The following is a 15,161-nucleotide window of genomic DNA, read 5'->3' as shown; positions in this document are numbered from 1 at the left end:
GCCGAAGAAATTGAATTACAACAAAACTAAGGGGGATGCAGATGCAACAAGCATTGATTAACAACAAATATCCAACCATAAAACCGTTTGCCTTTAACGGGTTAGCCTTATCAATTTGTTTGCTTTGCAACATGGCTTTTGCCGGAGACTTTGCACCGGTCACATCAAAAGTAGTAATTAGCTATCAAGATGGACACGAAATTACCGAGCAATACCGCTTTTCCTCAGAAAGCGAATTTAGCAATATGCTAAACAAACAAATCCTGATCGACCCCGACTACAACCAAGGTGGTGAATTACCACAGGTAGTATCGATATCGGATATTCAAGGCAACGCTTTTGTTGTCAGCACAGAAAACAATTCCACAGTTTTAAGTTTGGATGCGCAATCTTTGGGCATCCATGAAACGTTTTCTGGAGCAACACGGGAAGCAAGCTTGAAATTATTGGAAGATTGGGCAAAAAATAACTCGGCACAAATCTTTAAAGCCATCAACGAAAAATCCCCCCTTTCAACCATCGGTGGCGTTTCAGGTTATATCGTCAGAACGCCCTCTTTGGACAGCGCAATTGATGGCTCAGGATTCAGTGCCAATGTACTGAAAGAATTGGTTGGTGAAGAACGGGAAAACCATTTGACCGTATTGACGGGGTTTTCCAGCTACCATGCCAACGGAAAAACAGCCGACGTCTACAATATTCCTGTTAACTATAACAAGGAAATAAAAAAGGGATGGGCAGTGCTATTGAATGTGCCGCTGACTTATATCGACACAGAAGGTGTCTCTTCGTTTAGCGGAGCCTTAGGTCTTGGCCTGCGAGTTCCCGTTTCCAATTATGTCAGCACCGGAAAACTCAAATGGGATTTGGTGCCGCTATTCCGTATTGGCGCGATTGGCTCAGAACAAAACAATGTTGAAACCAGTGTCATTTATTCCGGCGGCCTGCAAAGCAACCTAGGGATACCGCTTGGGAATGGTTACTCTATAATTATTCAAAACCAATACAATTACTACACGGTCACTTCAATTACCGCCTATACCGATGTCAGGGTGAATGGCAACCTCATTGAAATCCCCACCATCTCCAACAGTATTTACCGTAACGGAATGCAATTTGTTAAAGATTTTAATTACAAGCTGCTCGGGCGCACGCTAATGGCGGACATTACCTTTGCCGATACACGCCTGTCCGGTGCAACTTTGGCACTTGATAGCCAGCAGGAGATAGGTTTTGATATTGGTTTAAGAACAAAATCGAAATCAAAATTCAAATTGGATGTATGGGAAACCGCAGAAAATGTTGTGAATTTGGACAAAGCCAAATTGATAAAAATGGGCAAAGACAAAGTGGCTGGCACTGAATTCAAACTTGGGTTCAAGTACACTGTCGCAACAGGCATTGATAGCGCATATGGAATGAACACTTCTTTTTCTTACTGACCTTTTACTCAATTCTGGAAATCCTGTTAGTGATTCTTTTCCCTACCGGTTGCAAACTGAATCCGCATTTAAGCGGACGTACGCAAGAAGGAACAAAACACCACAATTGCCTTTCATAAGATTTGTTCAGCGATTCCCTAGGTAAGGCCAAAAGCTGCAAGGTATAATCCTCCCATTTATCGCCTTTTACTTAGGACAGAATCACAACATGAACGCCGAAAAAAACCTTATCAGCCGCCGTGGCATTTATCTTTTACCCAATTTATTTACCACTGGAGCCTTATTCTCAGGTTTTTATGCCATCACCTCCGCCATGGACGGACGTTACGAAACTGCTGCCATCGCCATTTTTGTCGCCATGATTTTAGACGGCCTGGATGGGCGCGTCGCCCGCCTGACCAACACCCAAAGCGAATTTGGCGCACAGTATGATAGCTTGTCGGATATGGTCGCCTTCGGTGTTGCGCCCGCTTTGGTCATGTATTTGTGGGCGTTTTACAGCCTTGGACGCTTAGGGCTATTTGCCGCATTCGTACACACCGCGGGCGCAGCATTGCGCTTGGCCCGCTTCAATACCCAAATTGAAACCGCCGACAAACGCTATTTCCAAGGCTTGCCCAGCCCAGCCGCTGCCGCCATTTTGGCGGGATTCATCTGGATCAGCATCGAACACGGCTACGATGTCAGCATGCTGAAATACCTTGCCGTTATCCTAACCATCAGCACCGGCCTGTTAATGGTCAGCAATTTCCGTTATTCCAGCTTTAAGCAAATCGACTTTAAACGGCGCGTTCCCTTTTTTGTCTCGATAGCTATTATGCTGGGCATCGCCTTCATCATGGCACAACCCCAAACCATGCTGTTCCTGCTGTTTTTGGGTTACGCCATTTCCGGTCCGATCATAACTTTAGTCGGCCGCAAACGTAAACTGCAAGGCCGTAAGGGGTAAAATCTGCTTGAGGGCTTAAGGCCAATCGGGTATAGTCAGCGGCATGATTACTATCAGAATTTTCCCTTTTTCGCCTCTCCCAGCCAGCATAAACGGTGCAGCTGCCGCGTTGCGCCTCGCCTTATGCCTGTCTTTAAGATTGCTGCCCTGATGGGCATCTCTATCTTACTTTCGTACATTACAACTCGCCTATTCTACTTCCATCAACTTTAAGTTGACGGCTCCACTTGTATGGAATTTTTATGAAAGACCAATTGATAATTTTTGACACCACCATGCGTGATGGCGAACAAAGCCCCGGCGCATCCATGACCCGCGACGAAAAAATCCGCATCGGCAAAGCCTTGGAGCGATTGAAGGTCGATGTCATCGAAGCAGGCTTCCCTGCTGCCAGCCCTGGCGATTTTGAATCTGTGCAAGCAGTCGCTAAAGTCATCAAAGACAGCACCGTTTGCGGCTTGGCAAGAGCCTTGGACAACGACATTGACCGCGCCGGAGAAGCCTTGAGAGGGGCGGCGCGCTCGCGCATCCACACCTTCATCGCCACTTCGCCCATCCACATGCAGATGAAGTTGAACATGACCCCAGAACAGGTCATCGAACACGCCGTCCGCGCCGTCAAACGTGCCCGCCAATACACTGACGATGTGGAATTTTCACCCGAAGACGCAGGCCGCTCCGACGAAGACTTTTTGTGCCGTATTTTAGAAGCCGTCATCAACGCCGGTGCAACCACCTTGAACATCCCCGACACCGTCGGCTACAGCATCCCGCAACAATTTGGCGCGACCATCGCCAACTTAATCCAACGCATCCCCAATTCAGACAAAGCCATCTTCTCGGTGCATTGCCATAACGATTTGGGTTTGGCGGTTGCCAACTCCTTGTCAGCCGTCATGAACGGCGCACGCCAAGTCGAATGCACCATCAACGGCTTAGGCGAACGCGCCGGCAATGCTTCTTTGGAAGAAGTGGTCATGGCGGTCAAAACCCGTCACGACGTGTTCAACTGCCAAACCCGCATCGACACCCGCGAAATTTTGACCTGCTCAAAATTGGTTTCCACCATTACCGGCTTCCCCGTCCAACCCAACAAAGCCATCGTGGGTGCCAATGCTTTCGCGCACGAAGCAGGCATCCACCAAGACGGCGTTTTGAAAAGCCGCGAAACTTACGAAATCATGCGCGCTGAAGATGTCGGCTGGTCCGCTAACCGCATGGTATTGGGCAAACATTCAGGCCGTAACGCCTTCAAAAGCCGCATGACCGAATTGGGTTTTGAATTTGCCTCGGAAGCTGAATTAAACGATGCTTTCGCCCGCTTCAAACAATTGGCAGACAAAAAACACGAAATTTTCGACGAAGATTTGCAAGCCTTGATTTCTGAAGTGGATTTGGCTTCGGAACAAGAACACATCAAATTGATCGCCTTAAAAGTCTGCTCAGAAACCGGTGAAATCCCCAACGCGACCGTCACTTTGCGTTTGAACAACGAAGAAGTCATCGGCAGTTCCGAAGGCGGCGGTGCGGTGGATGCCAGCTTGAAAGCCATCGAAAAATTGGTCAAAACCAATGCCACTTTGGCATTGTACTCGGTCAACAACATCACCAACGGCACCGATGCCCAAGGTGAAGTCACTGTACGCTTGGAAAAAGCCGGACGCATCGTTAACGGCTTAGGTGCCGATACCGACATCGTCATCGCCTCGGCAAAAGCCTACATCAATGCCGTCAACAAATTGCAAAGCCCAGACCAGCGCAGACATCCACAAAAAGGTGATGTCTAGTCAAATGCGGATGTTTTGTTGGGCTGACGCAAGTTAGCCCAACTCGCTAAGCGATTTCTTTTGGCATCGGATTAGTTTTTTAATCTAACCCGACATCAAATCAGCATAATCAACATCATAACGATTATGAACACCCCCAACCGGCTACACTATCTACAAACCATGGGCATCGACGTTTGGCTGCCAAGAGCTGCCGCCGTCGAGACTGTCGAAACGCCACCATCGTTTGTTGAAACCCAAACGCAACCTGCCCTGCCCCCACCTAGCCAAAGCTTTACGCCATCGACCGATTGGCAAACCTTGGAAGCCGAAGTGGCTGCTTGCACGCGCTGCGGTCTGTGCGAAACCCGTACCCAAACGGTGTTCGGCACGGGCAGCCGTCAGGCCGATTGGTTGTTTATTGGCGAAGGTCCAGGCCAGCACGAAGACGAGCAAGGCAAGCCGTTTGTCGGTAAGGCCGGTACTTTGCTGACGGAAATGATCCGCGCGATTGGTTTGGATCGTGAAGAGGTGTTCATCACCAATGTCATAAAATGCCGCCCACCTGGCAATCGTGATCCGCACACGGACGAAACCGCCAGCTGCCATCCGTATTTGCAACAACAAATCCAACTGATCCAACCGAAAATCATCGTCGCTTTAGGCCGCATTGCCGCGCAAAAATTGTTGCAAACCGATATGCCGATTTCCAAGTTACGTGGAAAAGTTCACACTTTAGATAATCTGCCGCTTGTAGTAGTCTATCACCCCGCTTATTTGCTGCGTTCCTTGTTGGAAAAACGCAAAGCGTGGGAAGACTTGCAATTTGCAGTACAAACTTTTAAAGCAAACAAAGGCTAACAATGCGCGGATTACTCGACCATATCAAAAACGCCCTGGTTTATGATGCCGATAGGGAATTTTATGCCAAGCTATTCCCCGATTCTGTAGAGAGAAAAGATTTGCTGCGCTTAAGAAAAATGAACGAAACCGATTTGCCGGAAGTGCTGGCTATCGAAAGGCAGAACTACCCTTTCCCGTGGGAAGTGGATATTTTTACCGACTGTTTCAAAGCCGGTTACAGTTGCTGGGTGTGTGAGGAAGACGACAAAATCTTGGGCTATTGCCTGATGTCGATGGCGGTGGGCGAGGCGCACATTTTGAATATTTCCGTTGACCCTGCCGAACAAAAACAAGGGATTGGACGGAAAATGCTGGAACATTTGATAGATACCGCGCGGGGCAAGGCAGAAACGGTGTTTTTGGAAGTGCGCCCGTCAAACCCAAGAGCCTTGGCCTTGTACCAAAATACTGGGTTTAACGAAATTGCCATCAGAAAGGATTATTACCCCGCCGAGAATGGTCGCGAAGATGCCATTATGCTGGCCTTGCACTTGTTCTAAGCTGCCAACCTAAACTTCACGGCGTCCATTAAAGGCATGCATTAAGGTGCTGCTGTCGATAAATTCCAACTCCCCGCCCATCGGCACGCCGTGGGCGATACGGCTGGCGGGAACTTGATATTTTTTTGCCAATTGGCTGATGAAAAAGGCCGTAGCTTCGCCTTCAACAGTGGAGTTGGTGGCTAAAATCAGCTCTTTTACTGCACCACTTTTTAGCAACGGCTCCAGCTTATCCATGCCCAACTCATCGGGGCCGATGCCATCCAAAGGCGACAAGCGCCCATGCAGGACAAAATATCGGCCTTTAAATACGCTGGCCTGATCGATAACCCAGACATCGGATGAATTTTCGACAATGCATATTTGGCTTTGGTCGCGCCCGTCGTCTTGGCAAATATCGCAGACGGTTTGTTCGGTCAGGATGCGGCAATGTTGGCAATAACCAATTTTTTCGATGGCTTCCAATAAGGATTCCGCCAACCGCAAACCGCCGTTACGGTCACGTTGCAGCAGATGAAAGGCCATGCGCTGGGCAGATTTGTTACCTACGCCAGGCAAGCAGCATAGATTTTGGATAAGTTGTCCTAGCAGGCCTTTTCTTTGCATAGCCGGTTTTAGAATGGCATTTGGAAACCAGGCGGCAATGGCAAGCCAGCGGTCACTTCTGCCATTTTTTCTTTTTTCATTTTGGCGACTTTATTGACGGCGTCGTTAATGGCTGCGGCAACTAAATCTTCCAGCATGTCCTTGTCTTCGCCCACCAAAGAGGGGTCGATCGTGACTTTGCGGGCTTCGCGTTTGCCAGTCATGATGATGGTGACAAGGCCGCCACCCGATTCGCCAACAACTTGCATCAACGTCAGTTCTTCTTGGGCTTTTTTAATGTCTTCCTGCATTTTTTGGGCTTGTTGCATCAAATTGCCCAGTGGGTTTTTCATAGTCTCTCCTTAAAGCTAAACGGGCGTGATCGTGCCCGGAATAATTCTGGCATCAAAATGTTCTTTTAACGCCTGGATGTTAGGATCCGTTTGGATAGCATCGACAGCGGCTTGCTGGCGGTCTTCGCGGGCTTTGGCGATTTGCGCGGCGGGCGTTGCGTCCGCAATGTTGGTTTGGGTGTCTATCTGCAATTTTAACGGACTGCCCCGATACTTCTGCAACGCTTCTTGCAAGGTGTTTTCGCTGCGCGGGCTACGGATGTGTCCTGGGTCAATCACCAATTTACAGACATGATCGTCGATATGCTGCAATACGCAATGATTTGCCAGCTCGCGCGCCAAACCGGTCAGCCCCATGTTTTCTATCATGGTTTGCCAATTGTCCATGGTTTTGACGGACGCTTCCCTAACCGGCAAAGCAGCAGCGGCAGGAGGTGGTGGTGTCGATTCGGCAATTTTGGGTGGCGGCTGCGGGCTGCTGGTTGGTTGCTTAACCGCTGGTGCTTCTGTCGGAGTATTGTTGACGGGATAACTGGGCTTTGGCGATTTGGCAACCGCTTCAACAGTAGCCGGTTTGAAAGCCAGCATCCGTAACATGACCATTTCAAAACCCATGCGCGGTTCGGGTGCTAAGTCCAAGTCTTTTTGCCCCATCAGACCAATTTGGTAAAACAGCTGCACATCTTCCGGACTCAGCCGCCCGGCAAGCGCTTCGATGGTGTCTTTGTCGAAATCATCCGCAATGGCACCAGGCACTTGCTGCACCAACGCCACACGGTGCAAAACCACTAATAGTTGTTGCAGGACGGCGCCAAAATCAACGGCGGTGTCGGCAAGTTCGGCAATGTTGTCGAGGATGGTTTTGGCGTCGGCTTGCGTTAAAGCGGTCAGCAAATTTTCGACCGGTTGTTGGGCAACCGTACCTAACATGGCATTGACATCATCGGCGGTCACTTGACCGTTACCAAATACGATGGCCTGATCCAAAAGGCTTAAGCCGTCACGCATACTGCCAGCGGCGGCGCGCGCCAAAACTTTTAAGGCAAGGCTTTCGGCAACAATGCTTTCTTCTTTTAAGATGTATTCAAATTGCTGAAAAATTTGCGCGGGCGACAGGCTTTTTAAGTTGAGCTGCAAGCAACGCGATAAGACCGTAACGGGGAGTTTTTGCGGATCGGTGGTCGCCAATAAAAATTTGACGTGGGCAGGCGGCTCTTCCAAGGTTTTTAGCAACGCGTTAAAGCTATGCCCGGACAGCATGTGGACTTCGTCAATCAGATAGACTTTATAACGGCCTTGGTTGGGGGCATATTGGGCGTTGTCGAGCAAATCGCGGGTATCTTCAACTTTGGTGCGGGACGCGGCATCCACTTCAACCAAGTCTAAAAACCGGCCTTCATCAAAGGCAACACAAATGGCACATTGACCACAAGGATTGAAATCTTGCAGATTTTCGCAATTGATGGCTTTAGCAAGGATTCTGGCGAGGGTTGTTTTGCCGACACCACGTGTGCCAGTAAACAGGTAAGCATGATGCAGACGGTTGTGCTGCAAGGCGTTTTGCAAGGATTTGACGACGTGGTCTTGACCAACCACATGATTGAAATAGTGAGGTCGCCACTTTCTGGCAAGAACCTGATAACTCATGGCAGGCTCGAAGGAGTTTTTGCGAGATTGGGCGGTAACCGTACCAGCCACATCCCGGCACACGAATCTGCTGCTACCGTTGCTCCCTTCCGGGCCTGGCGGGGTTCGCAGCGTATCGTTGCGGGAGGACCGATACGATCACCATAATGTTTAGCCATCGGCTAAGAGCTGACTATTATGGTGCAATCCGATAAATATTACAACCTGAAATATTTGCCAGATGGGATAATTTTAGCCACGTTACCTTTCATTTACTTAAAAAGTCTTTATCATCAAAATGTTGTCACTTTTAAATAAAATATATTTATCACTTATCGTACGGATAAATTTGTCGACGATAGGATTCTGTGCTTTATTAGCAGACTAAACACCCTTAATTGCCAGCCAATTTTCTACCGCTATGGATCTACAAACCCTAAAAAGCCAAGTCAATCGCTCGCCAGCTTTTATTGTTGATGAGGATGAAATCAAACGCTCCTTAGCCCTATTAAGCGATTTGCGCGCCCAGTCCGGCGTTAAGGTGTTGTATTCGATAAAATCATTGCCGCTTTCCAACGTATTGGAATGCGCCAAACCCGTTGTTGATGGCTTTTCGGTCAGCTCCTTGTTTGAGGCCAAGCTGGCCCGCGAAATATTGGCAGGAAAAGGCAGCATTCACCTCACCACACCGGGCATTAACTTTAATGAACTCGATGATTTGCTGGCAACCGTCAGCCACCTCAGCTTTAATTCGTTAAGCCAATGGCAACGCTTTAGGCAACAAAAACGCAAAGTAGTCACATCTATCGGCGTGCGCCTGAACCCCAAGCTTTCATTTATTGACGACGACCGCTACAACCCTTGCCGCCCTTATTCAAAACTAGGCATATCTATCGATGAATGCTGGCAAAACAACCTGCTGGAAAATATCCAAGGCTTGCACATCCACAGCGTTTTTGGCTACGAAAACTACCAACCGCTGATTAAAACGTTAGAAAAAATGCGCAGTTATTTTGGCAAACAGCTGAACCAGCTCCAGTGGATCAACTTGGGAGGCGGCTACTTGTTTAACCAAATCAGCAATCACCAGCCCTTTATCGAGCTGGTTAAGCAGCTTAAAAAAGATTATGGATTAGACGTTTATATAGAACCAGGCAAAGCCGTCGTCGGTGATGCCGGTTACTTATTGACCACTGTTATCGACACCTTTGCCAGTGATGGCAAAGCGATTGCCGTTTTAGACACTTCCGTCAACCATCAACCGGAGGTGTTCGAGTACGGCTTCCAACCCGAATTGCACGAACACCGCGACAAAGGGCCTTATGCGGTCATCTTGGCAGGCGGCACATGTCTTGCCGGTGATTTGTTCGGTGAATACCGCTTTAACGCACCGTTAAAAATTGGTGACAAACTGGTGTTTAAAAAAGTGGGAGCCTACAGCTTGGTTAAAGCCAGCCGTTTCAATGGCTTCAATTTGCCAGACATCTATGCCTATGAAGCGGGCTTGTTATGTCAAATCAAACATTACAGTTATGAAGATTTCCGCCAACAGTGGCTCACAGACAACTAAGGAACGTCCTATGAAAGCGATATTAATGACAGCCACCGGCAATCCCGACGTGCTTAAACCCAGCAACATTACCGAACCGGAAATCACCCACGCCAGCGAAGTGAAGGTCCGCATCCACGCTGCCGGGGTCAATCCCATCGACACCAAACTCAGACGCAACGGTCTGTTTTACAACAACGCCCTACCCGCCGTATTAGGCTGCGACGGTGCAGGCAGAGTAATAGCCACCGGTGACGCCGTCAGCCGTTTTAAAGTTGGCGACAAAGTCTGGTTTTGCCACGGTGGTTTAGGCTTGGAACAAGGCAACTACGCAGAATTTAACGTGCTGGATGAGCGCTGGATCAGCCTGATGCCTGCCAGCTTAAGCTACAGCCAAGCCGCTGCCGCACCTTTGGTTTGCATCACCGCCAGCGGCGCATTATTTGATCGGGGCGGTTTGCAGGCTGGGCAAACCGTGCTGATCCACGGCGGCGCGGGCGGGGTCGGTCATGTTGCCATTCAGCTCGCCAAAATCATGGGCGCACGGGTCATCACCACGGTGGGTAACGCACAAAAAGCCGCCTTCGTGCAAAGTTTGGGGGCGGATGAAAGCATTATTTACCCAGAACAAGATTTTGCCGAAGCCGTCAAAGACCTTACCCACGGCAAAGGAGTTGACTTGGTATTGGATACCGTCGGTGCCGAAGTTTTTAAAACCAGCATTGCCATCACCGCACATTTCGGACGTATCGTCACCTTGCTCGACCCCGGCGAACTTTGCCTAAAAGAAGCCAGGATGCGTAACTTATTGATCGGCTTCGAACTGATGCTGACCCCCATGCTAAGAAATCTACCGGAAGCCAGGGATAAGCAGGTCGAAATCCTCAAGCGCTGCGCCAAATGGGTGGACAACGATTTGCTGAAAATAGAGCTGAGCCACGTGATGGCTTTAGACGATGCCGCGCTGGCCCACCAGCAAATTGAAACCGGACACACCAGTGGAAAAATTGTGCTGAGCATTTAAAGGCAAAGCAGAAATTGGCGAAGGCGATGAGTAAAAAACTGCGGACAAAAATCCCACCACCCAAAAAACCAAGCGTGGCAAAGCCGCCACTACAACAGCCCAGTGACGAGCAAATCAACCACGTGGTGGCGTTGTATAAACAAGGCGATTTCGACGGCGTGGAACAGCAAGCCAAGGTGCTTATTAAACAATTTCCGCAACATAATTTTGGTTGGAAAGCCTTGGGCGCGGTGCTGCCACAATTGGGCAGATTGGAAGAATCGCTGGAGGTACAACTTAAATCGGTGCAACTCTCACCTTCCGATGCCGAAGCGCTTTACAATTTGGGCAATACTTACAAAGCCTTAAAGCGCTTGGACGATGCGGTAAAGACTTACCAACAAGCCATTGCCATCAAGCCTCATTTCAGCGAAGTCTATAATAATCTGGGTCTAAGCTTGCATGACTTGGGACGCCTAACCGAAGCCGCCAACAGCTACCAGACCGCACTGGCCCAACAACCGCAAAATGCTGAGTTGCACTACAACTTTGGCATCACGCTCCGTGAATTGGGCAATTTATGCGCCGCCGAGCAAAGCTACCGCCAAGCCATTGCCCTTAATCCCCGCCATACCAAGGCCTACAATAACTTGGGCAATGTCCTAAAAGACGTAGGCCGCTTGCCGGAAGCCGAACATTGCTATAACCAAGCCATTGCCATCAATCCCAATGACATCGATGCGCAAAGCAACCTGCTCTATACCTTTGACTACAAAACCAATTATTCTCCCGCCGTCCGTCTAAGCCACGCCCGGCGTTACGGCGAGATTGCCGCCCAACAGGCCGGCAAAACTTACACCAACTGGCAATGCCCGACACCTGCAAAGCCGTTGCGGGTAGGTTTTGTCTCCGGCGATTTGTGCAATCATCCGGTCAGTTTCTTTTTAAAAAGCCTGCTGGCACACACCAACAGCGCCGACATCGAATTTTATGCCTACGTTACCCGCACCAAAAATGACGATGTCAACGCCCAACTGCGCCCTTATTTTACCGCTTGGCAATCCCTTGAAGAATTGGACGATGAAGCCGCAGCCAAATTGATCCACCACGATAGCATCCATATTTTGATTGACTTGGCAGGCCACACCGCCCACAACCGTTTACCGTTGTTTGCTTGGAAAGCAGCACCGATACAAATCAGCTGGCTGGGCTATTGGGCCAGCACCGGTGTTAAGGAAATGGATTACTTCTTTGCAGATACAACTGGCGTGCCAGAACACTTGCGCTGGCAATTTACCGAACAAGTCTATTACTTGCCGAACACGCGGCTATGTTTTTCAGCACCGGACGCAGCAATCCCTGTTTCCGGCTTACCTGCTTTACGCAATGGTCATATCACCTTTGGCTGCTTTCAAAACTTAAGCAAAGTGACCGATCCGGTACTGGCTTTGTGGGGCAGGATTCTGGCACAACTGCCCAACGCGCGTTTGCGCCTGCAAAGCAAACAGTTCTTTGACGGGCAATTCACCGACCTGTTTTACCAACGCCTGGCGACACAAGGCATCAAACCTGAACAAGTCAGCATCCATAAAGCCAATCTCCGCGAGCAATACTTAGCTGCACACGCCGAAGTCGATTTTATTTTGGATACTTTCCCGTATAACGGCGGCACCACCACCTGTGAAGCCTTATGGATGGGCGTGCCGACACTCACTTTGCTGGGTGAAACCTTGCTGGCAAGGCAAGGTGCCAGCCTGTTGTCCGCCGCCGGATTGACCGATTGGATTGCCGATGACCCACAATCCTACGCCGATAAAGCCATCGCTTTCGCCACTGACATCCACCGGCTGGTGCAACTGCGCCAAAATTTAAGGCAACAGGTTTTGGCGTCGCCGTTATTCGATGGGCAACAATTCGCCCGACATTTTGAAACGGCATTGCAGGATATTTGGCAACAGAATCAATTGTGTAGTTGAGTATATTTGTAAATGCCGCATTGATGCCGCAACTCAGCATTGAGCGTTCTAATACACTATTTATGTATAATAGAAAGCCAATCAATTGCAGTTAAATAAAAACCAACGAACAGAGGCTATGGCAGATAGATCAAACAAGCGCGGGATGCGGTATGGGGCTAAAAAAACCGAACGGAAACCGTCCTCCCACTGGTTTAGAAATATATTCCTGCTTCTGTTGGTTGGCTGCGGATTTGTTCTGTTCAGTTATCTAGGTTATTTGGACTTTTACGTCCGCGAGCAATTCGAAGGCAAACGCTGGGCCATTCCCGCCCGAGTTTACGCCAACCCAGTCGAACTTTATGCTGGCGCCAACATGAGCGCGGCAAAATTTGAAGAATTGCTGCAAATTTTGCATTACCACAAAGATGCGCATTTAGGTTCGGAAGGTTCTTATTTTAAAAACGGCGCGCAAATCAAGCTCAAATCCCGCGACTTCGCCTTTTGGGACCAACATCAACCTAGCCTGTTGATGCAAATTGATTTCAACGAAAACAGCATTGCCGCCATCACCGACCTGCAAAGCTCGGAAAGTTTGCCGATTGCCCGTATAGATCCGGTACAAATTGGCAGCCTTTACCCCACCATTAAAGAAGACCGCGTCCTAATCAAGCTTGAAGAAGCTCCTGACAGCCTGATTAAAGGCTTGCTGGCCTCAGAAGACCGCGACTTCTACACCCACTTCGGCGTGTCCATGCGGGGCATAGCCAGGGCGTTATGGGCCAACGTGCAAGCGGGCGGTATGGTACAAGGCGGCAGCACTATCACCCAACAATTGGTCAAAAATTTTTATCTCAGTTCTGAACGGAAATTGACCCGCAAAATTAAAGAAGCCTTAATGGCTTTTATTTTGGAATTCCGCTACAGCAAAAACGAGATTCTGGAAGCTTATCTGAACGAAATCTACCTCGGTCAAAACGGCTCCAACGGTGTGCATGGTTTTGGCTTGGCGAGCGAGTTTTATTTTGGCAGCTCATTAAAAGAGCTGACCTTAGACCAAGTCTCTTTGCTGGTCGCCTTGGTGCGCGGGCCATCGGAGTATGACCCACGCCGCTTCGCCAACCGTGCCTTGCAACGCCGTAACCTAGTACTGACCGAAATGGCGGCAGAAGGCTATATTTCCCCGCAAGATGCCGAAGCCGCCAAAGCCAAGCCCATCAATATCATCCCAAAAGCGCAAAGGGCTTCGAACCGTTACCCAGGCTTTATGGACTTGGTGAAACGCCAGCTTAAGGAAGAATACCCCGAAGAGGAAATCACTTCGGAAGGCTTAAAGATTTTCACCACATTGGATACGCAAACCCAAGACACCTTGGAAAAAACCGTTGCCAACAAATTATTGCAGCTGGAAAAATTGCCGCACGCTAAAGACTTGGAATCCGCCGTCATCCTCACCCGTAAAGACAGCGGTGAAATTGCCGCCATGGTGAGCGGTCGCGAAAATGCCGTCTCTGGCTTTAACCGCGCTCTGGATGCAGTGCGGCCTATTGGCTCACTCATGAAACCGTTTGTGTACCTGACTGCCTTGGAAAACCCCAAGGAATGGACAATCACCTCGCGGTTAAACGATACCGGCGTGACCGTCAAAGGCGAAAACGGTACCGATTGGACACCGAAAAACTACGATCACAAAGAGCACGGCAGTGTGCCGCTGCATAAGGCATTGGCGAAGTCCTACAATTTGGCAACCGTCAATTTGGGCAGAAAAGTAGGCATTGGCAATATCGCCAAAAACTTAAGAAGCATCGGGATCAACAAAAATATCGACCTCTACCCTTCTTTATTGTTAGGCGCGACATCATTATCGCCGATGGATGTCGCACAAATGTACCAAACCTTAATGGACGGCGGTTTTTCCACACCCATTAAAGCCATCCGTGGGGTCATTAACGCCAAAAACGAAGCCGTCAACAGCTACCCGCTCAACATTAAGCAAGTGGTTGACCCTGGAGCAACGTTTATCGTCAACACCATTTTGCAAGAAGTCATGCACGAAGGTACGGCGGCTTCGGTCTATGACACCTTCCCCAAAGATTACGGCTTGGCCGGTAAAACAGGCACCACCAACGATGCCAAAGACAGCTGGTTTGCCGGTTTTTCAGGCGACTATCTGGCGGTGGTTTGGGTGGGGCGCGACGACAACAAACCGATTGGCCTCACCGGCGCAACCGGCGCATTGCCCATCTGGACCGCATTAATGCAACAAGTTTCCAGCCAACCGTTTACACTCGACCCCGACCAAGTGGAAAACATCAAAATGGTTTGGGTTAACGCCGATAGCGGCCTGCTCAACCGCAAAGGCTGCGGCAATGGGCGTGAATACCCTTATATTGAAGGATCGGAACCAACCAGTTACTCATCATGCGGCTCAGAACAACCCGATCAATCTGAACCAAACGATGCTTCTGAACCTAACGTAATCGAACAAGACAAACCTTGGTTTGATCTCTTCCCCGAATAATTGACAACG

General features: G+C 49.3%; 12 protein-coding genes and 1 other RNA gene. 9 read left to right on the top strand and 4 right to left on the bottom strand.

Annotated elements, in window-relative coordinates:
• Positions 1 to 131: 131 nt before the first annotated feature.
• The 5 genes from ACYQ1O_RS07880 (at position 132) to rimI (ending at position 5,560) form a co-directional block, all read left to right on the top strand.
• A complete protein-coding gene (locus ACYQ1O_RS07880; protein ID WP_459991114.1) occupies positions 132 to 1,442 on the top strand; it encodes a hypothetical protein in 1,311 nt (436 codons plus the stop codon).
• A 208-nt stretch (positions 1,443 to 1,650) separates the two neighbouring features.
• Positions 1,651 to 2,391 (top strand): CDP-diacylglycerol--serine O-phosphatidyltransferase, encoded by a 741-nt coding sequence (pssA, locus tag ACYQ1O_RS07875; protein WP_459991113.1) that lies wholly within the window; start codon positions 1,651 to 1,653, stop codon positions 2,389 to 2,391.
• 242 nt (positions 2,392 to 2,633) lie between these two features.
• Positions 2,634 to 4,178 (top strand): 2-isopropylmalate synthase, encoded by a 1,545-nt coding sequence (locus ACYQ1O_RS07870; protein WP_459991112.1) that lies wholly within the window; start codon positions 2,634 to 2,636, stop codon positions 4,176 to 4,178.
• 126 nt (positions 4,179 to 4,304) lie between these two features.
• On the top strand, positions 4,305 to 5,018 hold the full coding sequence (locus ACYQ1O_RS07865; RefSeq protein WP_459991111.1) for a uracil-DNA glycosylase: 714 nt from the start codon (positions 4,305 to 4,307) through the stop codon (positions 5,016 to 5,018).
• 2 nt (positions 5,019 to 5,020) lie between these two features.
• A complete protein-coding gene (gene rimI / locus ACYQ1O_RS07860; RefSeq protein ID WP_459991110.1) occupies positions 5,021 to 5,560 on the top strand; it encodes a ribosomal protein S18-alanine N-acetyltransferase in 540 nt (179 codons plus the stop codon).
• 9 nt (positions 5,561 to 5,569) lie between these two features.
• Here the strand turns inward: rimI and recR are convergent, their stop codons facing one another.
• The 4 genes from recR to ffs all read right to left on the bottom strand — a co-directional run bounded on the left by recR (position 5,570) and on the right by ffs (position 8,280).
• Entirely contained in the window at positions 5,570 to 6,166 is a 597-nt protein-coding gene (gene recR / locus ACYQ1O_RS07855; RefSeq protein WP_459991109.1) for a recombination mediator RecR, read from the bottom strand.
• A gap of 8 nt (positions 6,167 to 6,174) precedes the next feature.
• On the bottom strand, positions 6,175 to 6,498 hold the full coding sequence (locus tag ACYQ1O_RS07850; RefSeq protein ID WP_459991108.1) for a YbaB/EbfC family nucleoid-associated protein: 324 nt from the start codon (positions 6,496 to 6,498) through the stop codon (positions 6,175 to 6,177).
• A gap of 15 nt (positions 6,499 to 6,513) precedes the next feature.
• Entirely contained in the window at positions 6,514 to 8,145 is a 1,632-nt protein-coding gene (gene dnaX, locus ACYQ1O_RS07845; protein WP_459991107.1) for a DNA polymerase III subunit gamma/tau, read from the bottom strand.
• A gap of 38 nt (positions 8,146 to 8,183) precedes the next feature.
• Positions 8,184 to 8,280, bottom strand: an RNA gene (ffs, locus tag ACYQ1O_RS07840) — signal recognition particle sRNA small type.
• 265 nt (positions 8,281 to 8,545) lie between these two features.
• On the opposite strand from ffs, the gene ACYQ1O_RS07835 reads away from it, so the two are divergent.
• The 4 genes from ACYQ1O_RS07835 to mrcB all read left to right on the top strand — a co-directional run bounded on the left by ACYQ1O_RS07835 (position 8,546) and on the right by mrcB (position 15,152).
• The gene (locus ACYQ1O_RS07835; RefSeq protein ID WP_459991106.1) at positions 8,546 to 9,694 is read left to right on the top strand and encodes a type III PLP-dependent enzyme domain-containing protein; all 1,149 of its coding nucleotides are present in this window, start codon (positions 8,546 to 8,548) and stop codon (positions 9,692 to 9,694) included.
• 10 nt (positions 9,695 to 9,704) lie between these two features.
• Positions 9,705 to 10,697, top strand: a complete 993-nt coding sequence (locus ACYQ1O_RS07830; RefSeq protein WP_459991105.1) for a zinc-dependent alcohol dehydrogenase family protein — start codon at positions 9,705 to 9,707, stop codon at positions 10,695 to 10,697.
• A gap of 26 nt (positions 10,698 to 10,723) precedes the next feature.
• A complete protein-coding gene (locus ACYQ1O_RS07825) occupies positions 10,724 to 12,652 on the top strand; it encodes an O-linked N-acetylglucosamine transferase, SPINDLY family protein (protein WP_459991104.1) in 1,929 nt (642 codons plus the stop codon).
• A gap of 118 nt (positions 12,653 to 12,770) precedes the next feature.
• Positions 12,771 to 15,152, top strand: coding sequence for a penicillin-binding protein 1B (mrcB, locus tag ACYQ1O_RS07820; RefSeq protein ID WP_459991103.1), 2,382 nt, complete (start codon positions 12,771 to 12,773; stop codon positions 15,150 to 15,152).
• The last annotated feature ends 9 nt before the right edge of the window (positions 15,153 to 15,161 follow it).

The organism is Methylosoma difficile (assembly GCF_054657615.1).
Note: the sequence above shows the minus strand (reverse complement) of the source record. Positions and strands in the feature narration are given on the sequence as shown.

Bases quoted from the DNA above. Each gene is read 5' to 3' on its own strand.
- ACYQ1O_RS07880 (WP_459991114.1), top strand. From the start codon at position 132: ATGGCTTTTGCCGGAGACTTTGCACCGGTCACATCAAAAGTAGTAATT.
- pssA (WP_459991113.1), top strand. From the start codon at position 1,651: ATGAACGCCGAAAAAAACCTTATCAGCCGCCGTGGCATTTATCTTTTA.
- ACYQ1O_RS07870 (WP_459991112.1), top strand. From the start codon at position 2,634: ATGAAAGACCAATTGATAATTTTTGACACCACCATGCGTGATGGCGAA.
- ACYQ1O_RS07865 (WP_459991111.1), top strand. From the start codon at position 4,305: ATGAACACCCCCAACCGGCTACACTATCTACAAACCATGGGCATCGAC.
- rimI (WP_459991110.1), top strand. From the start codon at position 5,021: ATGCGCGGATTACTCGACCATATCAAAAACGCCCTGGTTTATGATGCC.
- recR (WP_459991109.1), bottom strand. From the start codon at position 6,166: ATGCAAAGAAAAGGCCTGCTAGGACAACTTATCCAAAATCTATGCTGC.
- ACYQ1O_RS07850 (WP_459991108.1), bottom strand. From the start codon at position 6,498: ATGAAAAACCCACTGGGCAATTTGATGCAACAAGCCCAAAAAATGCAG.
- dnaX (WP_459991107.1), bottom strand. From the start codon at position 8,145: ATGAGTTATCAGGTTCTTGCCAGAAAGTGGCGACCTCACTATTTCAAT.
- ACYQ1O_RS07835 (WP_459991106.1), top strand. From the start codon at position 8,546: ATGGATCTACAAACCCTAAAAAGCCAAGTCAATCGCTCGCCAGCTTTT.
- ACYQ1O_RS07830 (WP_459991105.1), top strand. From the start codon at position 9,705: ATGAAAGCGATATTAATGACAGCCACCGGCAATCCCGACGTGCTTAAA.
- ACYQ1O_RS07825 (WP_459991104.1), top strand. From the start codon at position 10,724: ATGAGTAAAAAACTGCGGACAAAAATCCCACCACCCAAAAAACCAAGC.
- mrcB (WP_459991103.1), top strand. From the start codon at position 12,771: ATGGCAGATAGATCAAACAAGCGCGGGATGCGGTATGGGGCTAAAAAA.